Annotated in this window: 20 protein-coding genes and 1 pseudogene; 14 read left to right on the forward strand and 7 right to left on the reverse strand. The window is 71.8% G+C overall.

The features are described 5' to 3' along the window. Window positions 1-18: 18 nt before the first annotated feature. A complete protein-coding gene (locus ACIRJP_RS21585; RefSeq protein ID WP_404176410.1) occupies window positions 19-828 on the reverse strand; it encodes an Fpg/Nei family DNA glycosylase in 810 nt (269 codons plus the stop codon). A 111-nt stretch (window positions 829-939) separates the two neighbouring features. Then, window positions 940-1428 carry a ribose-5-phosphate isomerase gene (locus ACIRJP_RS21590; protein ID WP_404176413.1) on the reverse strand — a complete coding sequence of 163 codons (489 nt, stop codon included), beginning with the start codon at window positions 1426-1428 and terminating at the stop codon, window positions 940-942. A 272-nt stretch (window positions 1429-1700) separates the two neighbouring features. Between ACIRJP_RS21590 and ACIRJP_RS21595 the strand changes: the two genes are divergently transcribed. Both ACIRJP_RS21595 and ACIRJP_RS21600 read left to right on the forward strand, forming a co-directional pair. Further along, window positions 1701-3173 carry an amino acid permease gene (locus ACIRJP_RS21595; RefSeq protein WP_404176415.1) on the forward strand — a complete coding sequence of 491 codons (1473 nt, stop codon included), beginning with the start codon at window positions 1701-1703 and terminating at the stop codon, window positions 3171-3173. A gap of 73 nt (window positions 3174-3246) precedes the next feature. Continuing rightward, window positions 3247-4557, forward strand: coding sequence for an FAD-binding oxidoreductase (locus ACIRJP_RS21600; RefSeq protein ID WP_404176417.1), 1311 nt, complete (start codon window positions 3247-3249; stop codon window positions 4555-4557). Here the strand turns inward: ACIRJP_RS21600 and ACIRJP_RS21605 are convergent. After that, complete coding sequence (locus ACIRJP_RS21605) at window positions 4538-5134, reverse strand: biotin transporter BioY (RefSeq protein ID WP_404176419.1); 597 nt, start codon at window positions 5132-5134, stop codon at window positions 4538-4540. The two genes, ACIRJP_RS21600 and ACIRJP_RS21605, sit on opposite strands and share 20 nt — an antisense overlap. 509 nt (window positions 5135-5643) lie before the next feature. Between ACIRJP_RS21605 and ACIRJP_RS21610 the strand changes: the two genes are divergently transcribed. Next, on the forward strand, window positions 5644-7068 hold the full coding sequence (locus ACIRJP_RS21610) for an amino acid permease (RefSeq protein WP_404176422.1): 1425 nt from the start codon (window positions 5644-5646) through the stop codon (window positions 7066-7068). Here ACIRJP_RS21610 and ACIRJP_RS21615 read toward each other — a convergent pair. Together ACIRJP_RS21615 and ACIRJP_RS21620 are read right to left on the reverse strand one after the other, a co-directional pair. After that, window positions 7058-7690, reverse strand: coding sequence for a histidine phosphatase family protein (locus ACIRJP_RS21615; protein WP_404176428.1), 633 nt, complete (start codon window positions 7688-7690; stop codon window positions 7058-7060). The two genes, ACIRJP_RS21610 and ACIRJP_RS21615, sit on opposite strands and share 11 nt — an antisense overlap. Before the next feature lie 52 nt (window positions 7691-7742). After that, window positions 7743-9170, reverse strand: coding sequence for an FGGY-family carbohydrate kinase (locus ACIRJP_RS21620; RefSeq protein ID WP_404176431.1), 1428 nt, complete (start codon window positions 9168-9170; stop codon window positions 7743-7745). Between the two features lie 155 nt (window positions 9171-9325). Between ACIRJP_RS21620 and ACIRJP_RS21625 the strand changes: the two genes are divergently transcribed. Genes ACIRJP_RS21625 through ACIRJP_RS21660 form a run of 8 tightly spaced genes read left to right on the forward strand, consistent with a single transcriptional unit; the run spans window position 9326 to window position 18150 of the window. Next, window positions 9326-10747 (forward strand): ABC transporter substrate-binding protein, encoded by a 1422-nt coding sequence (locus ACIRJP_RS21625; protein ID WP_404176434.1) that lies wholly within the window; start codon window positions 9326-9328, stop codon window positions 10745-10747. A 3-nt stretch (window positions 10748-10750) separates the two neighbouring features. Beyond that, window positions 10751-11725, forward strand: a complete 975-nt coding sequence (locus tag ACIRJP_RS21630; protein ID WP_404176437.1) for a carbohydrate ABC transporter permease — start codon at window positions 10751-10753, stop codon at window positions 11723-11725. A 49-nt stretch (window positions 11726-11774) separates the two neighbouring features. Beyond that, the gene (locus tag ACIRJP_RS21635; protein WP_404176440.1) at window positions 11775-12605 is read left to right on the forward strand and encodes a carbohydrate ABC transporter permease; all 831 of its coding nucleotides are present in this window, start codon (window positions 11775-11777) and stop codon (window positions 12603-12605) included. After that, window positions 12602-13732 (forward strand): ABC transporter ATP-binding protein, encoded by a 1131-nt coding sequence (locus tag ACIRJP_RS21640; RefSeq protein WP_404176443.1) that lies wholly within the window; start codon window positions 12602-12604, stop codon window positions 13730-13732. The genes ACIRJP_RS21635 and ACIRJP_RS21640 overlap by 4 nt, the downstream gene beginning before the upstream one ends. After that, on the forward strand, window positions 13729-14547 hold the full coding sequence (locus ACIRJP_RS21645) for a DeoR/GlpR family DNA-binding transcription regulator (RefSeq protein WP_404176446.1): 819 nt from the start codon (window positions 13729-13731) through the stop codon (window positions 14545-14547). The genes ACIRJP_RS21640 and ACIRJP_RS21645 overlap by 4 nt, the downstream gene beginning before the upstream one ends. Before the next feature lie 20 nt (window positions 14548-14567). Beyond that, the gene (locus tag ACIRJP_RS21650; protein ID WP_404176449.1) at window positions 14568-15644 is read left to right on the forward strand and encodes an ABC transporter ATP-binding protein; all 1077 of its coding nucleotides are present in this window, start codon (window positions 14568-14570) and stop codon (window positions 15642-15644) included. A 17-nt stretch (window positions 15645-15661) separates the two neighbouring features. Next, window positions 15662-16723: an NAD(P)-dependent oxidoreductase gene (locus ACIRJP_RS21655; RefSeq protein WP_404176685.1), complete on the forward strand. Its 1062-nt coding sequence runs from the start codon at window positions 15662-15664 to the stop codon at window positions 16721-16723. Window positions 16724-16737: 14 nt separating this feature from the next. Next, complete coding sequence (locus tag ACIRJP_RS21660; RefSeq protein ID WP_404176452.1) at window positions 16738-18150, forward strand: FGGY family carbohydrate kinase; 1413 nt, start codon at window positions 16738-16740, stop codon at window positions 18148-18150. Window positions 18151-18199: 49 nt separating this feature from the next. On the opposite strand, the gene ACIRJP_RS21665 is transcribed toward ACIRJP_RS21660, so the two are convergent. Together ACIRJP_RS21665 and ACIRJP_RS21670 are read right to left on the reverse strand one after the other, a co-directional pair. After that, window positions 18200-18907 carry a hypothetical protein gene (locus ACIRJP_RS21665; RefSeq protein WP_404176455.1) on the reverse strand — a complete coding sequence of 236 codons (708 nt, stop codon included), beginning with the start codon at window positions 18905-18907 and terminating at the stop codon, window positions 18200-18202. Next, the gene (locus tag ACIRJP_RS21670; RefSeq protein ID WP_404176458.1) at window positions 18904-19482 is read right to left on the reverse strand and encodes an RNA polymerase sigma factor; all 579 of its coding nucleotides are present in this window, start codon (window positions 19480-19482) and stop codon (window positions 18904-18906) included. The genes ACIRJP_RS21665 and ACIRJP_RS21670 overlap by 4 nt, the downstream gene beginning before the upstream one ends. A 205-nt stretch (window positions 19483-19687) precedes the next feature. Between ACIRJP_RS21670 and ACIRJP_RS21675 the strand changes: the two genes are divergently transcribed. The 3 genes and pseudogenes from ACIRJP_RS21675 to ACIRJP_RS21685 form a co-directional block, all read left to right on the forward strand. Then, window positions 19688-20194, forward strand: a complete 507-nt coding sequence (locus tag ACIRJP_RS21675) for a hypothetical protein (RefSeq protein WP_404176461.1) — start codon at window positions 19688-19690, stop codon at window positions 20192-20194. Between the two features lie 169 nt (window positions 20195-20363). Next, window positions 20364-22214 (forward strand): ABC transporter ATP-binding protein, encoded by a 1851-nt coding sequence (locus ACIRJP_RS21680; RefSeq protein ID WP_404176464.1) that lies wholly within the window; start codon window positions 20364-20366, stop codon window positions 22212-22214. Window positions 22215-22249: 35 nt separating this feature from the next. Next, a pseudogene (locus tag ACIRJP_RS21685) lies at window positions 22250-23053 on the forward strand (serine/threonine-protein kinase); the annotation flags it as partial. Between the last annotated feature and the right edge of the window lie 164 nt (window positions 23054-23217).

A 23217-nucleotide genomic window follows, 5' to 3' on the forward strand; every position in this document is an offset into this window, starting at 1 on the left:
GCAGGCCCGGGGGGCCTTCTAGGCCTTCTGGCACCCCGGGCACCAGAAGAGATTGCGGGCGGCGAGATCGGCGGTGCGGATCTCGCCGCCACAGATGTGGCAGGACTGGCGGGCCCGGCGGTAGACGTACACCTCGCCGCCGTGGTCGTCGACGCGCGGCGGGCGCCCCATCGCCTCCGGCATGTGCTCGGGGCGGACCGTGTCGATCCGGTTGTTCCGCACGCCCTCGCGCATCAGCGCCACCAGGTCCGCCCAGATCGCGTCCCACTCCGCGCGCGTGAGGTCCCTGCCGAGGCGGTACGGGTCGATCCCGTGCCGGAACAGCACCTCCGCGCGGTAGACGTTGCCGACCCCCGCGATGACCTTCTGGTCCATCAGCAGGGCCGCGACGGTGATCCGGCTGCGGGAGATCCGCAGCCAGGCCCGCTCGCCGTCCTCGTCGGTGCGCAGCGGGTCGGGCCCGAGGCGGTCGTGTATCGCGCGCTTCTCCGGGTCGGTGATCAGTGCGCAGGTCGTCGGGCCGCGCAGATCCGCGTGGTGCTCGTCGTTCAGCAGCCTCAGCCGGACCGTGTCGGTGGGCGGCGGGGCCGGGACCGTACCGAATCCGAGCTTGCCGAACAGGCCCAGGTGGATGTGGACCCAGCCGGTGCCTTCGAAGCCGAGGAAGAGGTGCTTGCCGTGGGCGTCCACGTCGGTGAGGGGCCGGCCGTCGAGCAGCGCGGCGCCGGCGGAGAACTTGCCCTGCGGGCTGCTCACCCGCACCGGACGCCCGGCGAACCTGTCCCGGTGGTCCGCGGCCAGGCGGTGGATCGTGTGTCCCTCGGGCACGGTGGCGGCTCTCCTCGGTGAGACTCGGTGGGACTCAGTGGGGCTCAGTGGGATGCGGGGCGGACATGGCTGTGCCGCCGGGCGCGCCGGCGGCACAGGGGTGGAGGCCGGTCAGCCGTGCTGCGGGTGGTGGGCCGGGATCGGGGGGAGCTCGCCGGTCGTCTCGTACGCCGTCAGCATCTCGATGCGACGGGTGTGACGCTCCTCGTTGGAGTACGGGGTGGCGAGGAAGATCTCGACGAACTTGGTGGACTCCTCCACCGAGTGCATCCGGCCGCCGATGGCGATCACGTTGGCGTTGTTGTGCTCGCGGCCCAGGGCGGCGGTCTGCTCGCTCCAGGCCAGTGCGGCACGGACGCCCTTGACCTTGTTGGCGGCGATCTGCTCGCCGTTGCCGGAGCCGCCGATCACGATGCCGAGGCTGTCCGGGTCCGCGGCCGTCCGCTCGGCGGCACGCAGGCAGAACGGCGGGTAGTCGTCCTGGGCGTCGTAGATGTGGGGGCCGCAGTCGACGGCCTCGTGGCCCTGGGACGTGAGCCACTCGACGAGGTGGTTCTTGAGTTCATAGCCGGCATGGTCCGAGCCGAGGTACACGCGCATGTTCCGAGTGTGGCACGTGCGACACGGGGTAGCGGCCATCGGGGTCGGAACGCTCCGGCCGTCGCGCCCGGGGATCCGCGGCGCACACCGCGTGACCGCGGGGCGCGGATCGCGTGTGAGCCGGGCCACTTGGGCAACGATCGGGCAAATGATCCGGAAGAAGGGGTTCCGTTTTTGCGGTTCGCCGGGCTTCAATGCATCACTTGCTGTCGCGCCCCACTGCGGCGGCCGGGCACGCATCGCGTGATCCGAGAACGTAAGGATTCGATTCCATGACGTCGCAGACCACCACGGCCGGGCCGGTCGAACGGCCCGGCGGGCCGGACTCCCCGCACGACCCCTCCGCCTCCCCCTCCCCGGACGGTCTCCAGCCGGGACTGAAGAACCGCCATCTCTCGATGATCGCCATCGGGGGCGTGATCGGCGCGGGCCTCTTCGTGGGCTCCGGCGCCGGTATAGCCGCCGCCGGACCCGCCATCCTGCTGTCGTACGCCCTGGTCGGCCTGATGGTCGTCTTCGTGATGCGGATGCTCGGCGAGATGGCCTCGGCCCGCCCCAGCTCGGGCTCCTTCTCCGCCTACGCCGACCAGGCGCTGGGCCGCTGGGCCGGTTTCTCGATCGGCTGGCTGTACTGGTTCTTCTGGGTCGTGGTGCTCGCCGTCGAGGCCACGGCGGGTGCCAAGATCCTGGAGGGCTGGGTGCCGGGCGTCCCGCAGTGGGCGTGGGCACTGATCGTGATGCTCGTGCTGACCGCGACCAACCTGGTCTCGGTCGGGTCGTACGGCGAGTTCGAGTTCTGGTTCGCCGGGATCAAGGTCGTGGCGATCGGCGCGTTCGTCGTCGTCGGACTGCTCGCCGTCTTCGGACTGCTGCCCGGCTCGGACAACCCCGGCGCGGGGCTGGCGCATCTCACCGACACCGGCGGGTTCTTCCCCAACGGGCCTGGCGCCATCCTCACCGGTGTGCTGATGGTCGTCTTCTCCTTCATGGGCAGCGAGATCGTCACCCTGGCCGCCGGTGAGTCGGAGAACCCGCAGCGCGCCGTCCAGAAGGCCACCAACAGCGTGATCTGGCGGATCGCCGTTTTCTACCTGGGCTCGATCTTCATCGTGCTCACCCTGCTGCCGTGGAACGACGCGTCGATCGTGAAGGACGGCAGCTATGTCGCCGCCCTCAACTCCATCGGCATCCCCCACGCCGGACAGGTCATGAACGTCATCGTCCTCACCGCCGTGCTGTCGTGCCTGAACTCCGGCCTCTACACCGCCTCGCGGATGGCCTTCTCGCTCGGCGGACGCGGGGACGCGCCGAAGGCGTTCGCCCGGACGAACAAGCGGGGCGTGCCGCAGGCCGCCATCCTGTCCTCGGTCGTCTTCGGCTTCGTCGCCGTGTTCTTCAACTACAAGTGGCCCGACACCGTCTTCCAGTTCCTGCTTAACTCCTCCGGTGCGGTCGCCCTCTTCGTCTGGCTGGTCATCTGCTTCACCCAGCTGCGGATGCGCGGCATGATCCTGCGCGAGTCGCCCGAGAAGCTGGTCGTACGGATGTGGCTCTTCCCGTACCTGACCTGGGCGACCATCGCGATGATCTCGTTCGTGCTGGTCTACATGCTGACCGACGACAGCGGACGTGAGCAGGTGCTGCTCTCGCTGCTCGTCGCGGCGCTGGTGGTGGCCGTCTCGCTGGTCCGTGAGGTCAGGAACCGCCGCAACGGCACGGATTCCAGGACACCCGCCAATACCTGACGGCCGTTGTCAGGTTTACCGGAAAGGCTCTCCCTCGCTTGCGTCACCGCACCAGCGATCGGAGAGCCTTTCCATGACCACCACCACCGCCCTGTCCGGTTTCCAGACCGGTTTCGCGATCCGCCCCGACCTCGTCGTCGAGGCCGCCCATGCCGAGGACGTACGCGCCGCCGTGGCCGACGCCGCCGCGCGCGGCCTGCCGGTCCGCGTCCACGCCACCGGCCACGGGCTGCCCGGCGCCATCGAGGGCGGGGTCCTGATCAGCACCCGCCGGATGGACTTCGTGGAGATCGACCCGGTCCGCCGCACCGCCCGGATCGGCGCGGGCGTCACCTGGGGGCAGGTGATCGAGGCCGCCGCACCGCACGGCCTCGCCCCGCTGAACGGATCGTCCCCGTCGGTCGGCGCGGTCTCCTACACCCTCGGCGGCGGGCTCTCCGTCCTGGCCAGGGAGTTCGGGTACGCCGCCGACCACGTGCGCTCCCTCGACGTGGTGACGGCCGACGGGACACTGCGCCATGTCCACCCGGACAGCGAGCCCGACCTCTTCTGGGCGCTGCGCGGTGGCGGCCACCGGCTCGGCGTGGTGACCGCCATGGAGATCGGCCTGGTCGGGGCCGAGCGGCTGTACGGCGGCTCGATCGCCTTCTACGGGGACGGGGCGGGCGTCGCGGCGGAAGAGGTGATCGGCGGCTATCTGGAGTGGACCCGGACCGTGCCCGACGCCCTGACGTCCTCGCTGGCGGCGATCCGGTACCCCGACTCCCCGCAGCTGCCAAAACCGCTGCGCGGGCACTACGTGCTCTCGGTAAGGGCCGCGTACACCGGCAGCGCGGCCGAGGGCGAGCGGCTGGTCGCGCCACTGCGGGCGATCGGGCCCGCGGCGGCGGATTCGCTGCGGGAGATGCCGTACGCCGACAGCCACACCATTCACAGCGACCCGCCGTTCCCGCACGCGTACTACGGCGACAGCGTGGTGCTCGACGGGCTGGACGCCGACCGTGCCGGACGCGTGCTGGAGCTGACCGGGCCGAAGGCGCCGATGATGACCGTGGTCCAGCTCAACCACCTGGGCGGCGCGCTCGCCGCCCGGCCCGCCGTCGACAACGCGGTGCCCTACCGCGAGGCCGGGTTCCTGCTGCGGCTGCTCTCACCGCTCGACGGCACGGACGTGGCCTCGGTACGGGCCCTGTACGCGGAGGTGGCCGAGCTGCTCACCCCTCACGCCCTGGGCCGCTCGCTCGGCTTCTCCTTCGGCGGCGGGGACCGGACCGAGGGTTTTCACGACGCCCGGACACAGCGGAGGCTCGCCGGTCTGGTGTCGCACCACGACCCGGCGAGCCTCTTCGGGGGGAGTTACGGAATCAGCCCCGGCGGCCGATGAGCTTCCAGGCCGCGGGCAGCGCGCCCATGGCCAGCGCGGCCTTCACCGCGTCACCGATCAGGAACGGCACCAGGCCGGCCGCGATCGCGGCGCTCGCCGACATGCCGGTGGCCAGCGCCAGGTACGGGACGCCGACCGCGTAGATGATCGCGGATCCCAGCACCATCGTGCCCGCGGTGCGCAGCATGGAGCGGTCGCCGCCGCGGCGGGCGAGGCCGCCGACCACGGCGGCGGCGAGCAGCATGCCGAGGACGTAGCCGAACGAGGGGAAGCCCATTCCGGAGGTGCCCTCGGAGAACCACGGCATGCCGGCCATGCCCACCAGCGCGTACACCGCGAGGGAGAGGAAGCCGCGACGGGCGCCGAGGGCGGTGCCGACGAGGAGCGCGGCGAAGGTCTGGCCGGTGACCGGTACCGGGGAGCCGGGGACCGGTACGGCGATCTGGGCGGCGATGCCGGTGAGCGCGGCGCCACCGAGGACCAGGGCCGTGTCGACGGCGTAACGGTGCCTGGCGGCGGGCAGCAGGTCGGCGAGGACCGCTCCGGTGCGGGCAGGGGCGGCGGCAGCAGTGCTCATCGGGACTCCGCGAGGTGAGGGCAGGTGGGGACAGACTGAGCCCGACGTTAGCCCACGGGTTAACGCTCGATCACCATCAGTGGCCCACAAAGCGTCGACCGGGGCGTTGGTGGGGTTTACACAATGGGCGGTACGCAATCGCACGACGGCGTGATGCTCGTCACTGAGGTGGGGGCGGAATGCCTCCGATCGGGTCGGGTGGGGCCACCGGGAGGGACTGTAGGTTCCCGCCAATTCCATCCGGTTCCACCGGGGGTGGGCCGGCGGCTTCCGTCCGGGATGGAGCGTCGGCTTCGAGCCGGGGCCGACCGATGGCCGAGCGGGCGCCGACCCGGCCGAACTCCGCCCGTGTCCGGGTGTGCACCTTGTGTGAGCATCGTGCCCGTATAGCGGACAGTGGTTCCCCGTGGGCGGGGTGCGTGCTCAGACTGTGCGCGCACGCCCCCCACATACCGCTCGGCCCTCCTCGCCCCACCTCTCTCGTCTCACCTATCGAACAGAGCTTGTCCATGTCTCGGAATTCCGTGTCTCCCCCCACCGATTCCCCGGCCGCCGTCTCCCACGCCGGGGCCGATTCGGCCCTCACTCACGGGCTCAAGCAGCGCCACCTGTCGATGATCGCCCTCGGCGGCGTCATCGGCGCCGGACTCTTCGTCGGCTCGGGCGCGGGCATCGCCGCCGCGGGACCGTCGATCATCGTCGCGTACGCCGTCTCCGGGCTGCTGGTCATGCTCGTGATGCGCATGCTCGGCGAGATGTCGGCCGCGAACCCGGCCTCCGGTTCCTTCTCCGTCCACGCGGAGCGGGCGATCGGGCCATGGGCGGGTTTCACCGCCGGCTGGGCGTTCTGGGTACTGCTCTGTGTGGCCGTCGGCCTGGAGGGCATCGGCGCGGCGAAGATCGTCACCGGCTGGCTGCCCGGCACGCCGGAGTGGGCCTGGGTCGCCCTGTTCATGGTGGTCTTCCTGGGCACCAATCTGGCCTCGGTGACGAAGTTCGGCGAGTTCGAGTTCTGGTTCGCCGCCCTCAAGGTCGTCGCGATCTCGCTCTTCCTGGTCCTCGGCGTGCTGGCGATCCTGGGCGTGCTGCCCGGTACGGACGCCCCCGGCACCGCCAACCTCAGCGGTGAGGGCGGCTTCATGCCGAGCGGCACCGAGGGCCTGGTGATCGGGCTGCTCGCCTCCGTCTTCGCGTACGGCGGTCTGGAGACCGTCACCATCGCAGCGGCCGAGTCCGAGAACCCGGTGCAGGGTGTCGCCAAGGCCGTGCGGACGGCGATGTGGCGGATCGCGCTCTTCTACGTCGGCTCGATGGCGGTCGTCGTGACGCTGGTCCCGTGGGACGACCCGAAGGTCGCGACGGTCGGCCCGTTCTACGCGGCCCTGGACCACCTCGGCATCAGCGGCGCGGCCGAGATCATGAACGTGGTCATCCTGGTCGCCCTGCTCTCCGCGATGAACGCCAACATCTACGGCGCCTCGCGCATGGCCTGCTCGCTGGTCGCCCGCGGCCAGGGCCCGAAGCGGCTCGGCAAGATCTCCTCGGGGGTCCCGCGTCCCGCGGTCCTGGTCTCGTCCTTCTTCGGTTTCCTGTGCGTGCTGCTCAGCTACTGGCGTCCCGACGACGTCTTCCCGTGGCTGCTCAACATGATCGGCGCGGTGATCCTGGTCGTCTGGATCTTCATCGGCGTCTCCCAGCTGATCCTGCGCGTCCGGCTGGAGCGTACCGCCCCGGAGCTGCTCGTCGTGCGGATGTGGTTCTTCCCCGTCCTGCCGGTGCTGGCGCTCCTGGCTATGGGTGGCATCTTCTTCCTGATGCTGCGCCAGCCGGACACTCGTGACCAGCTGCTGGCGACCGGCGTCCTGACCGTCGTGCTCATCGCCATCGGTCTCGTACGGCAGCGGCGGGCGGCGGCAGCGGCCGTCAACGGCTGACCTCCGGTGCGCAGGGCACGTTGAGGGAGAGCAGCGCACCGCCCGTTTCCCCGATCCGCACCTCGCTCACCGCCGCGTTCCGCAGCTGCGGAAAGACCCGGCGGTAGGAGCCCAGCGGAACCGACAGCAGTTCGCACAGCACCAGCCGCAGCAGGGTGTTGTGCGCGACGACGAGCACCCGCTGCGCCGGGTGCGCGTCGGCGATCCGGCGCAGCGCCGAGGACCCCCGGGCCGCCGCGGCCCGGGGGTCCTCGGCCCCCGGAAAGGGGTGGGCCACCGGGTCGGCGCGGTACTCCCGGGCCCGCCGCGGGTGCTCGGCCGCGAATTCCGCCAGGGTCCGCCCCTCCACCTCACCGAAGTCGCATTCGCGCAGCTCGTGTTCGCGCCGGGGCGTGATGCCGAGCGCCTCGCACGCGGGACGCGCGGTCTCGATCGCACGGCTGACCGTGGAGGTCCAGACCGCGTCGACCTCGCTCCGGGCCGCCCACTCGGCCAGCCGCCGGGCCTGGCGGCGGCCCTCGTCGGTGAGGGCGATGTCGCTGACCCCGGCGTAGCGGTTCTCCGCGTGCCAGACGGTCTGGCCGTGGCGGGCGAGCAGCAGGGTGGCCGGGCTCCCGGTCATGACTTCTCCGTTCTCATGGTTCGTCCGTTCGGGTGCGGGTGGTCGCGGACGGTCACGACTGCTCTGCCCGGGTGCGGGCGTGGGCGGCGACCGGGCCGGGGAGCCAGCCGCGTCGCTCCAGTTCGTCCACCAGCGTGAGGTACGGCTCGGTGTACCACGCCGTACGCGCCGGGTCCGGGTGCAGCACGTGCCGCAGCCGCACCATCGCACCCGCTGTCCCGATCAGACTGGTCCCGGCCCCCGCCCCGTACGCGGCGAGGATCGCCATGCCGAGGGCGGGCTCGCTGTACTGCGGGACGCACACGGACCGGCCCAGGATGTCGGCGCGCAGCCGGCTCCAGTAACCACTGCGGGCCGCGCCCCCGGTGAAGGTGAGCCGGCCGTACGCCTGGGCGCCGAGCAGATGGAGGTAGTCGAAGCAGAGCCGTTCGACCAGGCCCACGCCGGTGAGCAGGGCCAGCCAGTGCCCGGCGTCGGAGGCGGGCTCGCCGAGCAGGAACCCGGTGGCCTCCGGCGCGACGAAGGGGAACCGCTCCCCCGTCGCCACCAGCGGGTACGCCACCACCCGCGCCGGTTCGTGGTCGCGGGCCAGCGCGTCCATGCGGATCGGGTCCACCGCCGGGAAGGCGGCGGTCAGCGCGCCGCCGCCGACGCCCGAGGCGCCGCCGGGCAGCCAGCTCCCGTCCGGCGCGCGGTGGTTGTAGACCACTCCGGCCCGGTCCTGCACCGGCGACGAGGTGACTCCCTTCAGCACCAGCGTGGTGCCCAGCACCGAATTCCAGGAGCCGACGGTGAGCGAACCGGAGGCGATCTGCGCCGCGCACCCGTCCGTCATCCCCGCCACGAGGGCGGTGCCCGCCGGAATCCCGCTCTCCTCGGCCGCAGCCCGCCCCACCTCGCCGATGCGCGTCCCCGGCCGCACCACGTCCGGGAACAGCCCGTCGGGCAGGCCCAGCTTCCCGAACCGCCGCCGCGGCCACTCGTCCCGCTCCAGGTCGTAGCCGGTCTTCAGGGCATGGCTGGAATCGGTGGGCAGCGGCGTCCCGGCGAGCCGCGCCAGCACCAGATCGGCCTGGTGCATCACCCGTACCGCGCCGTCCGCCCCTGCCCCGTACTCCCCCAGCAGCCACATCGCCTTGGGCAGGGCCCAGCTCGGCGCGGTCCCCGCCCTGGCAGCCTCCGCCACGGCCCGCCCGTCGTCGTACATCACCCCGGGCGTCAGCGGCCGGCCCTCCCGGTCGCCGAGCAGCACGGTGCCGGAGGTGGCGCAGACGGCCAGCGCGCGGGGGGCGGGGCAGTCGCGCAGCGCCTGACGGCTGGCCGCGCACAGGGCGGTCCACCAGTCGAGGGGTTGCTGCTCATGCCGTACGCCGTCACGTCTGCCCGTGAGCGGGGCCGAGCCGCTGCCGAGGATCTCGCCGCTGTCTCCTGCCACCACCGCGCGGACGCTCTGCGTGCCGAGATCGATTCCCATCCACATATCGGTCCCCTCTGTGAAGTTCTCACTCTGCACCGAGAATTTCCGTTGCGCGAGGGATTGACGGCCAACTTGCGTTGTTCCAAGCTCTGTTAACCAGTCGGCTCAACGTGTGAACGGCCCCCCACCCATCTCCGGCCGGACCGTGGAGGTCACGGATGGACATGCACGCCCACGACCGGCGACGGTTCCTCGCCCTCGGCGCGGCCGCGGCCGCCACCCCGCTGCTGACCGCCTGCGGCGCGGGCTTCGGCGGCGACCGGGCCACGGGCGACGGCTCCGCGGCCGACGAGGTCACCGGCCCCTTCGACTGGAAGCGGGCCGAGGGAAAGACGGTCAAGGCGCTGCTCAACAAGCACCCGTACACCGACGCGCTGATCGCCGATCTGAAGGCGTTCACCGAGAAGACCGGGATCAAGGTCGAGTACGACGTCTTCCCGGAGGACAACTACTTCGACAAGCTCACCGTCGACCTGTCCAGCGGACGCGCCTCCTACGACGTGTTCATGCTCGGCGCGTACATGGTGTGGCAGTACGGGCCGCCGGGCTGGCTGGAGGACCTCGGCCCCTGGATGCGCAATTCCTCGGCCACCGGGGCCGAGTGGGACCAGGAGGACTTCTTCCCCAACCTCCTCGCGGCCGACCAGTGGTCGCTGAAGGCGGGCGCGCCGCTCGGGAAGGGCGGGCAGTACGCGCTGCCGTGGGGCTGGGAGACCAATGTCGTCGCGTACAACACCGAGGTGTTCAAGAAGCTCGGCCTGAAGCCGGCCGAGACCTTCGACGAGCTGCGCGAGGTCTCCGGGGCGATCACCCGCCGGGCGCCCGGCGCGGGCTTCGACGGGATGTACGGGGTCGCGGTGCGCGGCTCGCGCAGCTGGGCGACGATCCACCCCGGTTTCATGACGATGTACGCCCGCAACGGCCTGAAGGACTTCACCGTCGAGGGCGGGAAGGTGAAGCCCGCGATGAACTCCCCGGAGGCGATCGCGTTCACCCGGGACTGGGCGGAGATGGTCAAGAAGGGCGGGCCGCCGTCCTGGACCTCGTACACCTGGTACCAGTGCTCCAGCGACCTCGGGGCGAAGAAGGCGGGGATGCTCTTCGACGCGGACACCGCCGCCTACTTCCAGGCGGTGAAGGGGGCCTCGCCCGCCTCCGGGAAGATCGCCTTCCACCCCGGCCCGAAGGGCCCCAGCGGCTCGCTCGCCACCAACATGTGGATCTGGTCGCTCGGCATGAACGCCCGCAGCCGCAACAAGTCCGCCGCCTGGCTGTTCCTCCAGTGGGCGACCGGCAAGGAGCATCTGCGCAAGGGCGCGATCGAGCACAACCACATCGACCCGGTACGGAAGTCGGTCGGCCAGGACGCCGCGTACAAGGACAAGATGCGGGCCGTCCCGGGGTTCATCGAGACCTTCGAGACGGTCGTCGACGAGACGAGGATCCAGTTCACCCCGCAGGAGCAGTTCTTCGACGCGACGACCAGCTGGGCCGCCGCACTCCAGGAGATCTACGGCGGGAAGAACGCCTCGTCGGTGCTGAACGGTCTGGCCGGCGATCTGGCGTCGAAGGTCGGCTGACCGGTGCCCGGACGCACGGCCACCGCGCCGGAGGCCGGCCACGGGGCGGCCGCTGGCCCGGAGGGTGGCGAGAAGCCGGCGGTGCGGGCCGTGCCCGCGTGGCGCCGCTCGCTGCGGCCGTATCTGCTGATCGTGCCCGCGCTGCTGCTGACCGGCGGCATCCTCTACCCGTTCGGACTCGGTCTCTACTACACGGTGTTCGACTTCGCGGCGAGCAAGCCGCAGCCAGACCTGGTGGGGATCGGGAACTACCGGCGGATCCTCACCCAGCCCGCGTTCTGGGACTCGGCGCGGGTGACGGTGGCGTACGCGGTCGGCGCGGCGGCCGCCGAGACGGTGCTCGGGGTGGCCGTGGCACTGCTGCTGCACCGGTCGAGCCTGGTCGGGCGGGTGCTGGAGAAGATCCTGATCCTGCCGCTGATGATCGCTCCGGTGGTCGCCGCGATCATGTGGAAGCTGATGCTCCAGCCCTCGGTCGGCGTCATCAACCACCTGCTGGAGCCGTTCGGGCTCGGCGGTGTGCAGTGGACGGACACCCCGACGGGCGCGCTGCTCTCGTCGATCACGGTGGACGTGTGGGTCTACACCCCGTTCGTCGCGATCCTCGCGCTGGCCGGTCTGCGCTCGCTGCCCGCCTCCCCGTTTGAGGCGGCGGCGGTCGACGGGGCGGGCTGGTGGTTCACCTTCCGGCGCCTGACCCTGCCGATGCTCTGGCCGTACGTCCTGGTCGCCGTGATCTTCCGGTTCATGGACTCGCTGAAGGTCTTCGACATCATCTACGCGCTGACCGAGGGCGGTCCCGGGGACTCGACGATGGTGCTCCAGATCCGGGCCTATCTGGAGGCGATCCGCTTCCAGCGCTACTCGTTCGGGATCAGCTACATGATCGTGCTGTGGGCCGTGGTCTACCTGGTCACGATGGTGCTGGTGCGCTATCTGGGCCGGATCCAGAACCGGGCCGCGGAGGTGGAGCGGTGAGGCGCAGACTGCTCGGCCGCACTCCGGTCGTCGGCACGGAGGTGGAGCGGTGAGGCGCAGACTGCTCTCCGTCGCCGCCGACCTGGCGCTGATCGCCTACTTCGTCTTCGCGCTGTTCCCCGTCGTCTGGATGGTGGTCCTGTCGCTGAAGCCGACGAACGAGCTGTTCAGCACGTACTTCTCGTTCACCCCGACCCTCGACTCGTACCGCACGGTGCTGGGCGCCGGGAACGACCAGGGAGTGCCGTTCCTCCGGTTCTTCGTGAACAGCCTCGTCGTGTCGCTGGGCGCGGTCGCGCTGTCGCTGGTGATCGGGCTGCCCGCCGCGTACGCCGCGGCGCGGTGGCGGTTCCGCGGCTCGGAGAACCTGATGTTCACCCTGCTCTCGTTCCGCTTCGCGCCCGAACTCACCGTGATCATCCCGCTGTTCGTGCTCTACCAGCAGCTCGGGCTCTTCGACACCTACGTCGGCATGGTGTGGGTGCTGCAACTGGTGACGCTCCCGCTGATCGTCTGGATCATGCGGTCGTACTTCTCCGATCTCTCACCCGAGCTGGAGCAGGCGGCGCTGCTGGACGGCTACACCCGCAAGCAGGCGTTCTTCGAGGTGGCGCTGCCGCTGGTGAAGCCGGGGATCGCGGCCGTCTCGCTGCTGGCGTTCATCTTCGCGTGGAACAACTTCGTCTTCCCGCTGATCCTCACCTCGTCGAACGCGCAGACGGTGACGGTCGGCGCGCTGTCCTTCCTCGGCGGCGACCGGCCCAAGTACAACCTGACCGCCGCGGCGGCCCTGGTCTCGGTCGTCCCGCCGCTGCTGCTGGCGCTCACCATCCAGCGGTATCTGGTGCGCGGGCTGTCGTTCGGGGCGGTGAAGTCATGACCGGCCCGGCGGCCATCGCGCTGCGCGGGGTCAGCAAGCGCTACGGGAAGCACACCGCGCTCGACGGCCTGGACCTGGAGGTGGCCGAGGGCGAGTTCTTCTGTCTGCTCGGCCCGTCCGGCGCCGGGAAGACGACCGCGCTCAAGACGATCGCGGGCCTGGAGCAGCCGCAGGCCGGGACGGTCGAGCTGGGCGGGGCGGACATGGCTGGTGTGGAGCCCTACGACCGGGGCGTGGCCATGTGTTTCGAGTCGTACGCGCTCTACCCGCACCGCACCGCGTACGACAACCTCGCCTCCCCGCTCCGCTCGCCGCGCCACCGCCTCCCCGCGCACGAGGCGCGCGAGCGGATCGGGGAGATCGCCGAACTCCTGGGCATCGGCACCCTGCTGGACCGTCAGGTGGGCCGGCTCTCCAACGGCCAGCGGCAGCGGGTGGCGCTCGGCCGGGTGCTGGTGCGGCCGGCCAGGGCGTTCCTGCTGGACGAGCCGCTGTCGCACCTGGACGCGAAGCTGCGGCAGGCGATGCGGGCGGAGCTGCGGGCGATCGGCGCGGTGCGGCGCACCACCACGCTGTACGTCACCCACGACTCGGTGGAGGCGCTGGCGCTCGGCGACCGGATCGGGGTGATCAGGGACGGCCGGATGGTGCAGACCGGCACCCGCGAGGAGCTGTGGCACCGCCCGTACGACACCTTCGTCGCCCGGTCCTTCGGCCGGCCGCGGATCAATCTGCTGCCCGGGACGGTGACGTCCGAAGGGCACTTCCGGTCGCCGGACGGGGCGTACGAGCTGCCGCTGGCGGTGCCCGCGCCGCCCGGGACCGCCGTCCAACTGGGCGTACGGCCACGGGACATCGGCCTGGCTGGTCCGGCGGGCCCGGCGGAGAGCGGCGGCGGGCCCCCGGTTCCGGAGCTGACCGGCGCCGTCCATGTCACCGAGCTGCTGGGCCGGGCCACCGAGGTCACCGTACGGATCGGCGGGCAGCGGCTGTCCCTCGTCGTCCCACGCGCCGAGGCGGTTGGCCTGAGCCCCGACCAGCCGGTCCGGCTCTCCGTACCGCCTGAGAGTCTGCTGCTGTTCGAGGCCGACCGGCCGGCACGTCCAGGACGAAGGATCAGCACGTGAGCAACGTTCCGCAGCGGGGTCCCGCCCCGCGTCAGGCATCCATAGCCGAGTACGTCCTCGCACAGGGCGAGGTGAGCGCCGCCGAACTGGCGGAGCGTTTCGATGTCAGTCTGATGACCATCCACCGCGATCTGGACGAGCTGGAACGGCAGGGCATCGTCCGCAAGTTCCGCGGCGGCGTCACCGCCCAGCCGTCCGGTGTCTTCGAGTCGAACGTCTCCTACCGGCTGAAGACGATGCGGGCCGAGAAGGCCGCCGTCGCCGAACGGGCCCTGAAGCTCATAGAGCCGGGCATGGCCGTGATGCTCGACGACTCGACGTCCACGCTGGAGATAGCGCGCCGGCTGCGCTCGATCACCCCGCTGACCGTCGTCACCAACTTCCTGGAGGCGATCAATCTGCTGTCGCAGGAGCGCGGCATCCATCTGATGGGCCTGGGCGGGGACTTCGACCCGCTGCACTCCTCGTTCCTCGGTGTCTCCTGCGTGGAGGCGGTGCAGTCGCTCCAGGTCGACATCTGCTTCACCTCCACCTCCGCCGTGTCCGGCGGCTTCGCCTACCACCAGGAGCAGCACATCATCTCCGTGAAGCGGGCCATGCTCGACTCGGCGAGCCGCAATGTGCTGCTGCTCGACCACTCGAAGCTGGGCCGGGCCGCCCTGCACCGGCTCGCCCCGCTCTCCCGTTTCGATCTGCTGCTGGTCGACGACGGGGCGTCCCCGCAGGCGCTGCGGGAGCTGGACGAGCACAAGGTGCCCTACGAGGTCTGCTCCACCGGCCGGGACTCCGGGGCGGCGGAAGGCGATGACGGATGAGGGCGAGGCGGCGGTGACGGATGACTGAACTGGCCCTGCGCGCACTGCGCAAGACCTACACCGGGCGGGGCCGGGTGGCCGTCGAGGCCGTCCGGTCCATCGACGTCGAGCTGCGCTCCGGCGAGCTGCTGGGGCTGCTCGGCCCGTCCGGCTGCGGCAAGTCCACGACCCTGCGGATGATCGCCGGCCTGGAGACGGTCACCGGCGGCGACATCCTGATCGGCGGCTCGTCGGTGGTCGCGCTCCCGGCCCGGCAGCGCAACATCGGGGTGGCGTTCGAGAACTACGCGCTCTACCCGCCGCTGACGGTCGCGGAGAACCTCGGTTTCGGGCTTGCCGCCCGGGGCGGGTGCGGGCGGGCCGAGATCCGCCGCCGGGTCGCCGAAATGGCCGGACGCATCGGGATCACCGAGCTCCTGGACGCCCGTCCGGCCGGTCTCTCCAGCGGCCAGAAGCAGCGGGTCGCGCTGGCCCGCGCGCTGATCCGGGTCCCCGACGTCCTCCTCCTGGACGAGCCGCTCTCCCATCTCGACGCCGCCCAACGCGACACCACCCGGCGGGAGTTGAAACGCATCCAGCGCGACAGCGGCCACACCGCGATCCTGGTCACGCACGACCAGGAGGAGGCGCTGTCGCTCGCCGACCGGATCGCGGTGATGCGGGACGGCGAGATCCAGCAGCTCGGCACCCCGGAGGAGATCTACGACGCCCCGGCGAACGTGTTCGTCGCCGACTTCGTCGGGGAACCGGCCGTCAATCTGCTGCCGGGCACGGCCGACGGATCGGGCGGGGTGCGTCTCTCGGACTCCGTGCGCGTCCCCGTACCGCACCGGATCCCGGCGGGACGCGCGGTGGTGCTCGGCATCCGCCCGGAGGATGTGCGCCTGGACGACACTGGTGCACGGGCCCGGGTCGCCGCCCATGAGCCCCTGCTGGAATCCGGCATCGCCACGCTCTCGCTCGACGGGGTGGCGGAGCCACTGGTCGCCGTGACCGGTCCGGAGGTACGGCTCGACCGGGACGACACCGTACGCATCACCGCCGATCCCCGGCACGTCCATGTCTTCGACGCCCAGACAGGAGACGCTCTGCGATGACCCTCCCCGAGTCTGCGATGCCCCGCCCCGGGACCGTCCGCCCCGAGACAGTCCGTCCCGCCACGAGGATTCTGCTCGCCGGTGACCACTTCGTCCGCAACTCGCTGCTCGCCGAGGCCCTGAACCACGCGCTCGGGGCGATCGGTACGGAGCCGCAGCTCGGCGAGCTCACCCTGCCCTGGCCGCTGGAGCCCTTCGGCAAGGTCGCCGAGGTCGACGAGGCGAGCGACGCCGAGGACGCGCTGATCGCCGCCCTGGACGGGGTGGAGGTGTGCGTCACCCAGATGGGCCCGTTCACCGAGCGGGTGCTGGCCGCCGCCCCCGATCTCCGGCTGATCGTGGTCTGCCGGGGCGGGCCGGTCAATGTGAACGCGGCCGCGGCGCGTGCCCGGGGCGTGCGGGTGTGCTTCGCGCCGGGGCGCAACGCGGCGGCGACCGCCGAGTTCACCGTCGGGCTGATCCTCTCCGCCCTGCGCCGTATCCCCGAGGCGCACCGCTCCCTCGCCGCCGACGGCCGCTGGGACGCTTCCCACTACACGTACGAGAACTGCGGTCTGGAGCTGGAGGACACCCCGGTCGGCCTGATCGGCTACGGCGCGGTGGGCAGCCGGGTGGCGCGGGTGCTGTCCGCGTTCGGCGCCGAGGTCGAGGTGTACGACCCGTATGTGCGCGGCGACGTCCACGGCATGCGGGCCGGCTCGCTGGAGGCACTGCTCGCCCGCTCGCGCGTGCTGACCCTGCACGCCCGGCTCACCCCGGAGTCCCGGCATCTCATCGGCGCCCGCGAGCTGGCGCTGCTGCCGCGCGGCGCGGTGCTGGTGAACGCGGCCCGGGGCGGGCTGCTGGACACGGACGCGCTGTGCGACGCCCTGGACTCGGGGCGGTTGCGGGCGGCGGCGCTCGACACGTACGAGCAGGAGCCGCCCCCGCCCGGCTCGCGGCTCTTCCGTACCCCGCACCTTCTGATGACCCCGCATGTGGCGGGTGCCAGCCGGGCCGTCGCGCAGAAGGCGGCCCGGATCGCGGCGGCCGAGGTGGCGCGCTACGTACGGGGCGAACCGCTCGCCCACGCGCTGTGAGGGGAACCATGACGATGACCGGCACGACGAGATACATCGGCATCGACGTCGGCACTTCCGTGGTGAAGGCCGCCGCCTTCGACCCGGGCGGCCGCACGCTGGCCGTCGAGTCCCGCCCGGTGGGGCTCGCGATCCACGACGGGTCCGTGGAGCAGGACATGGACGAGGTGTACGGCGCGGTCCGCGAGGTGCTGGCCGCGCTGGGCTCCGACGGGGTGGCGTTCGCCGGACTCACCGGCCAGGGCGACGGTGTCTGGCTGGTCGACGCGGCGGGCCGGCCGGTCCGCAAGGCGATCTCCTGGATGGACGGCCGGGCCCATGAACTGGTCGACTCCTGGCTGGCGTCCGGCGTCTTCGAGACGGTCTACCGGCGCACCGGCAGCGCGATGTTCCCGGGCTGTCCGGGCCCGGTGCTGGCCTGGCTCGACCGGCACGAGCCGGCCGCGCTCGACGCCGCGACGACCGCCCTGTACTGCAAGGACATGGTGTTCCAGCGGCTGACGGGGGTCCGGGCCACGGACGTCTCCGACGCGTCGATGCCCTTCCTGGACCCGGTGACCCGTGCGTACGCCCCGGAAGTCGTGGCCGCCCTCGGCCTCACCCACCGGGCCCCGCTCCTCGCCCCGGTCAGCGACCCGGTGGCCACCGCCGAACTCCCCTCCGGGTTACGGATCTCCAACGGCCCGTACGACCTGCCGGCCAGCGCCCTCGGCGCGGGCGTCACCCGTCCCGGCGACGGGCTGCTGATCGTCGGCACCTGTCTGGCCGCGCTGGTGGCCACGGATCGGCTCGACCTGGACGGCGAACCGGCCGGGCTGCACATCTCCACCGACCGTCCGGGCCACTGGCTGCGCGCCATGCCCGCGATGGTCGGCACGGCGGCCCTGGACTGGGTCCTGACCACCACCGGCGTACGCCACACGGAGGTCGACGCGCTGCTCGCCGCCACTCCGCCCGGCGCGAACGGGGTCCGGGTCCTGCCCTACTTCGCCCCGTCCGGCGAACGCGCCCCGTTCGTCGAGCCCCGGCTGCGTGCCGAGTTCACCGGCGTGTCCCTGGAGACGACCCCCGCCGATCTGATCCGTGCCGTCTGCGAGGGCATCGGCTTCGCCGCCCGGCACTGTCTGGAGGCCGCGGGGCTCACCGGCACCCTCGCCCTGTGCGGCGGGGGCACCCGTTCCCCCGCGTGGATGCGGCTGTTCGCCGAGGTGCTGGGCAGGCCGCTCCGGATCGTGGAGGGCGAGGTCGGTGCGCGCGGCGCGGTGCTCGCGGCGGCGCGGCGGTTCGGCGCGGAGCTGGACACGGCCGCGTGGACGGCCCCGACGGCGGTCGTCGAGCCGGACCCGGCGCACGCGGCGTACTACGCGAAGGAGTACGAGGACCACCTGAACCGGCTCGCTCAGGCCCGTACGCGCGCCCGCGCCTGAGCGACGTCACCGTGCCCGCGCCCGACCGGCGTCACGTGCCCGCGCCTGATCAGCGCAGGGCCCGGCCGAAGGTGGCGGTCGCGAGCACGGTGCCGTGTGCGTCGGTCAGGCGTACGCCGGTGACCGGCGCCGTGCCGGCCGGGTAGGGCCCGCCCCAGGAGCCGTAGCCCTCGGCGTCGAGCGTGAAGGATCCGGCCTTGACGGTGGTGCCGTCGGCCCGCTGGACCAGGCAGTGGACGGTGCCGGAGTGCCCGTCGGCGTCCACCGCCATGTACAGCCAGGGCGAGGCGCCGGCGTAGAGGTAGACCTGCCCGAACGAGTGGTTCCCGTGGGTGAGTCGGGCGGTGAGAAGCTGCGGCTGCACCGGGGAGGCGATGGGCGCGACCGGGGCCGGGGTGCCGGTGTACGCGCCGAGCACCCAGCCGCCGCCGCCGAGTGCCAGGCCCGCTGCCGCCGCGGCGGCGGCGAGGGCGATCCGCCGCCACCGCGGGTGCCGGACGGCCGGCCGCCGCGCCGGGGCGAGCCCGAGCCGCTCGATCACCCGGTCCTCGAACCCGGCCGGCGGTTCGCTGCCCGGGACGAGGTCCAGCAGCGCGTCCGAGGCGGCGGTCAGCTCGTGGACGTGCTCGCGGCAGGCGGCGCAGTCCTCCAGGTGGTCCATCGCCCCGGCCCGCTCCCTGGCGGGCAGCACACCGAGCGCCAGCTCCGCGCCGATCTCCCGGAGCTGCTCGCAGCTCAGCCCGTCGTTGCCGGTCATGGTTCCACCTGCCCGGCCGCGAGGGACGCCCGGACCTTGCCCATGGCCGCCCTGATACGGGTCTTGGCGGTACCGAGCGGTATCCGCTCGAAGTCGGCGACCTGCTGGGCCGTCATCCCGTAGATGCCGGCCATCACCAGGGCACGTGCCTGTTCCCGTGGCAACCGGCCGACCGCTCGGCGCAGGTCCGCCGCGGCTTCGGCGGAGAGTGCGTGCCGCTCCGGCGTGTCGGCGATGGTTTCCATCATGTTCTCCAGATCCGCGGGGTCGACCGGGGTGGCCTTGCGGGCACGTACCGCGTCGATCGCGAGGTTGTGCGCGATGGCGGACAGCCAGGTGGGCACCGATCCCCGGCGCGGGTCGTAGACCTGGGCGTGCCGGCAGGCGCGCTCGAAGGTCTGCTGGGCGATGTCCTCGGCGAGCTGGATATCGCCCACCACGGCGAGGGCCACACCGAAGACCCGACGCTGGAACCGCCGTACGAAGGCCACGGCGATCTCGGGATCGCCGGTCATGAGCCCGGCCAGCAGCGCTTCGTCGGGCACCCGCTCCAGGGGGATGCCAATCCTGCGCATACTCCTTACGTAACACGCGCCCGCGCGGATTTCCTGCTGCGGGCGCCCCGGGACCTCTCGTTCGGACGGGGCGGGCGGGCAGACAGGCCGGGCAGGGCAGGGCAGGCCGGGCCGATCATGAACCCTCGGCCCAGCGGTGCCGTAGGAAATGAAGGCGCGCCCTACCGACGCACGGCGGCGCACGCCGCCTCTGACCCTTGGAGTCGTGATGACGCCCCGCACGACACACATGGCATTGCTCGCGACCGGAGCGATCTGCGCCCTGGCGAGCGCGGTGCTCCATCTCCTGCTGGTTCCCTCGCACCTGACGGAGATGCCGTACATCGGCGTCCTGTTCCTGATCGGCGGTGTGGTGCTGCTCGCCGTCGCCGCGGGCCTCCTCGGCCGGCAACGGCCGCTCGGCGCATGGCTGATCGGGGCCGCCACCAGCATCGGGATGATCGTGGGTTTCCTGCTGTCGCGGACCGTCGGACTGCCGGGCTACCGCGAATCCGGCTGGGAACCGCCGTACGGCATCCTGTGCCTGATCTCCGAAGTCCTCTTCGTGCTCGCCTTCCTGGCGTGGCTGAAGGCCGGCGGCGCGGGCGGCGGAACGGAAAATCCCCGGGAACGGCAATCCCACGAGCGCCTTGGAGCGTATTCCGTCCAGAAGCCTCTGAGGAGGGAAGCCCATGGCGATCTTCAAGCATCTGATCCCCGCCAAGCACCGTGACGAAAAGAGGAACATGACCTCGGGGCACGACGACCGCGGCGAAGGGCACCGTCGCCACCGTGGTCGCCGTGACACCCACCACGGTCACCACTGGTGACCACCACCCGGCACGGCTGAGCGGGCCTCTGTTCCTGGTCCGCTCAGCCGTCGGTCCACAAGGAACGCGTCGATGAGGCGTGTCTCGCACCATTTCGTGCGGCGGTTGCTGTCGGTGGCGGACGATCCCGACGCGGTCGTCGCCGCCGCGCCCGCGGTCGCCCCGCGCGAGGTGTTCCGACGCTTCTGGCCGTACACGCGCGGCGGCCGGCACCGGCTCGTTCCGATCGTCGCCCTCAGCCTGATCGGTCCCGTGGTCGACGCGGCCGAGATCTGGCTCTTCAAGATCGTGGTGGACGACGTCCTCGTCCCGCGCGACCTGCGCCCCTTCGCCTGGATCGCGCCGGCGTACGCGGCGCTCATCCTCTGCTCCGGTGTACTGGAGTTCGCCGACGAGGTGCTGTCCACCTGGGTGAGCGAGCGTTTCCTGCTGGCTCTGCGTTCGGATGTGTTCCGGCACGTCCAAGGTCTCTCGCTCGGCTTCTTCGAGCGGCGCCGGCTGGGGGACGTGCTGTCGCGCATCACGGGCGATGTCGACGCGGTCGAGACGTTCCTTCTCTCCGGGGTGGCGGACGGCCTCTACTTCGTGATTCGGCTGGGCGTCTTCCTGGGTCTGCTGTTCTACCTGCGTTGGGACCTGACCCTTCTGGCGCTCGTCATCGTGCCGCTCTTCTGGTACGCGGCCCGGCACTTCTCCCGGCTGGTCAAGACCGCGTCGCGGGAGCGGCGGCGGCGCAGCGGTTCGATCAGCGCGATCGCCGAGGAGTCGCTCGGCAATGTCGCGCTGGTGCAGGCGTACAACCGGCAGGAGACGGAGGAGCGCCGGTTCGAGCGCGAGAGCGTGGGCAAGTTCCACGCGGCGATGGCCTCGGCGCGCATCCGTGCCGTGTACGGCCCGGTCGTCGAGGTCATCGAGCTGGCCGGTGCGCTGGCCGTCATGGGCCTGGGCACCTGGAAGCTGGCGCAGGGGCAGCTCACCCTGGGCGGGCTGCTGGTCTTCCTGGCGCTGCTGGGCAACCTCTACGGCCCGGTCCGCGATCTGTCCCGTCTTGCCAGTACGTTCTACGCGGCATCCGCCTCCGCCGAGCGGATCATCGAGCTGCTCGACCAGCGCCCCCAGGTCGCCGAGGCCGCCGGAGCCCGGCGGATCGGGCGTGCCCGGGGCGAGGTGGAGTTCCGCGGCGTCTCCTTCCGCTACCCGGGTACGTCCCGGTGGGCGCTGGCGGACGTGTCGTTCCATGTGGCACCCGGCACGACGCTGGCGCTGGTCGGCGCGAGCGGCGCCGGCAAGTCCACGGCCGGGAAGCTGCAACTGCGCTTCTACGACCCGGACCGGGGCGCGATCCTGCTGGACGGCAGGGATCTCAGGGAGCTGCTCCTGTCCGAGCTGCGGGAGAACGTCGCGGTGGTGCTTCAGGAGACGCTCGTCCTGCACGGCACGGTGCGGGAGAACATCGCCTACGGCCGCCCGGACGCGACGGAGGCGGACATCGTCGCGGCGGCCCGCGCCGCCGACGCCGACGGCTTCATCCGGCTGCTCCCCGAGGGCTACGACACCGTGGTGGGCCAACGCGGCCGGACGCTGTCCGGCGGGCAGGCCCAGCGCCTCGCGATCGCCCGCGCGATGATCAGGGACGCGCCCGTGCTGCTCCTGGACGAGCCGACCACCGGGCTGGACGCCGGGTCGGGCCGCCGGATCATGGAACCGCTGCGCCGGCTGATGGCCGGGCGCACCACCGTCGTCATCTCGCACAATCTGCTGACCGTCCGCGACGCCACGTCCACGGTGGTGCTGGACCGCGGCCGGGTGGTCGAACGCGGCACGCACGAGGAGCTGCTGCTGCGCGACGGCGCCTACGCCCGGCTGCACCGGCTGAGTGCGGGGACCGGCCCGCCACCGCCACTGCGGAAGGTCCTGTCATGAGCCCCCGCACCACCCCGCCACCGGCCCCGCCGCTCATGCCCCAGGCGAGTCCCGCGCCGGGGTACGAGGTCCTGGCTCATCTGGCCCGGACCGGCTGGCTCGACCTCTACGACGCGTGGAGCGAGGAGCGGGACTGCCGGTGCGTGGTGAAGGTGCTGCGCCCCGACCGCCGCGACGAACAGCGGCTGCGCGAGCGGCTGCGGCGGGAGGGCCACTGGCTGCTGGCCTTCACCCATCCGCATCTGGTCCGCGCGTACGAGACCTTCGACTCGCCCGAGCCGGTCGTCGTGCTGGAGACGCTGACCGGCGAGACGCTGTCGCACCTCGTCGGCCGGCTGCGGCGCCGGGTGTCCGCCCAGGATCTGGCGCTGCTCGGCGTGCAGTTGTGTTCCGCGCTCCATTACCTCCACGGTCAGGGGCTGCTCCACCTGGACCTCAAGCCGTCCAACGTGGTGGTCGAATGCGGGCATGCCAAGGTGCTCGACCTGAGCGCGGCCCGGCCGCCCGGCATCGCCCCCGCGGGCATCGGCACCTTCCGCCATCTGTCCCCCGAACAGGCGCGGGGCGGGCCGCTGTCGGCCGCGGCCGATGTGTGGGGCATCGGCGTCACGCTGTACGAAGTCGCCACCGGAGGCGCGCCGTTCGCCCCCGACCGGTCCACGGGCGGAACGACCGGCACGAACGACACCGAGACCACTACCGACGCGACGGACCGGTACCCGCAACTGGAGGAGACCGCGCCGCCGGTCGCGTCCCGCCGACGCCTCCCCCGTGACCTGGCCACGGCCGTCGACGACTGTCTCCGGCCCGACCCGGCCGCCAGGCCCACGATCTCCGAGCTCGCCGACGCTCTCGACTCGACTCTGCCCCAACAGCGGCGCCACGTCGCTCCGTCATCGGCCTGCCGGATGGACGAGCCCTGGCACTCCGGCCGGACCTCTTTATCTGTGCTGGTCCCCGGCTTGGATGCGGTGAGTTCCGGGTTCATGCGTGGTCTTGACGC

This window comes from Streptomyces sp. NPDC102437 (assembly GCF_044765565.1).
GTDB lineage: Bacteria > Actinomycetota > Actinomycetes > Streptomycetales > Streptomycetaceae > Streptomyces.

What these genes read in the sequence shown, in the direction of transcription:
- ACIRJP_RS21600 (WP_404176417.1), top strand. Translation starts at nt 3,247, where the DNA reads ATGACCACCACCACCGCCCTGTCCGGTTTCCAGACCGGTTTCGCGATC.
- ACIRJP_RS21680 (WP_404176464.1), top strand. Translation starts at nt 20,364, where the DNA reads ATGAGGCGTGTCTCGCACCATTTCGTGCGGCGGTTGCTGTCGGTGGCG.
- ACIRJP_RS21605 (WP_404176419.1), bottom strand. Translation starts at nt 5,134, where the DNA reads ATGAGCACTGCTGCCGCCGCCCCTGCCCGCACCGGAGCGGTCCTCGCC.
- ACIRJP_RS21620 (WP_404176431.1), bottom strand. Translation starts at nt 9,170, where the DNA reads ATGTGGATGGGAATCGATCTCGGCACGCAGAGCGTCCGCGCGGTGGTG.
- ACIRJP_RS21670 (WP_404176458.1), bottom strand. Translation starts at nt 19,482, where the DNA reads ATGCGCAGGATTGGCATCCCCCTGGAGCGGGTGCCCGACGAAGCGCTG.
- ACIRJP_RS21615 (WP_404176428.1), bottom strand. Translation starts at nt 7,690, where the DNA reads ATGACCGGGAGCCCGGCCACCCTGCTGCTCGCCCGCCACGGCCAGACC.
- ACIRJP_RS21665 (WP_404176455.1), bottom strand. Translation starts at nt 18,907, where the DNA reads ATGACCGGCAACGACGGGCTGAGCTGCGAGCAGCTCCGGGAGATCGGC.
- ACIRJP_RS21650 (WP_404176449.1), top strand. Translation starts at nt 14,568, where the DNA reads ATGACTGAACTGGCCCTGCGCGCACTGCGCAAGACCTACACCGGGCGG.
- ACIRJP_RS21640 (WP_404176443.1), top strand. Translation starts at nt 12,602, where the DNA reads ATGACCGGCCCGGCGGCCATCGCGCTGCGCGGGGTCAGCAAGCGCTAC.
- ACIRJP_RS21595 (WP_404176415.1), top strand. Translation starts at nt 1,701, where the DNA reads ATGACGTCGCAGACCACCACGGCCGGGCCGGTCGAACGGCCCGGCGGG.
- ACIRJP_RS21655 (WP_404176685.1), top strand. Translation starts at nt 15,662, where the DNA reads ATGCCCCGCCCCGGGACCGTCCGCCCCGAGACAGTCCGTCCCGCCACG.
- ACIRJP_RS21660 (WP_404176452.1), top strand. Translation starts at nt 16,738, where the DNA reads ATGACCGGCACGACGAGATACATCGGCATCGACGTCGGCACTTCCGTG.
- ACIRJP_RS21610 (WP_404176422.1), top strand. Translation starts at nt 5,644, where the DNA reads ATGTCTCGGAATTCCGTGTCTCCCCCCACCGATTCCCCGGCCGCCGTC.
- ACIRJP_RS21590 (WP_404176413.1), bottom strand. Translation starts at nt 1,428, where the DNA reads ATGCGCGTGTACCTCGGCTCGGACCATGCCGGCTATGAACTCAAGAAC.
- ACIRJP_RS21625 (WP_404176434.1), top strand. Translation starts at nt 9,326, where the DNA reads ATGGACATGCACGCCCACGACCGGCGACGGTTCCTCGCCCTCGGCGCG.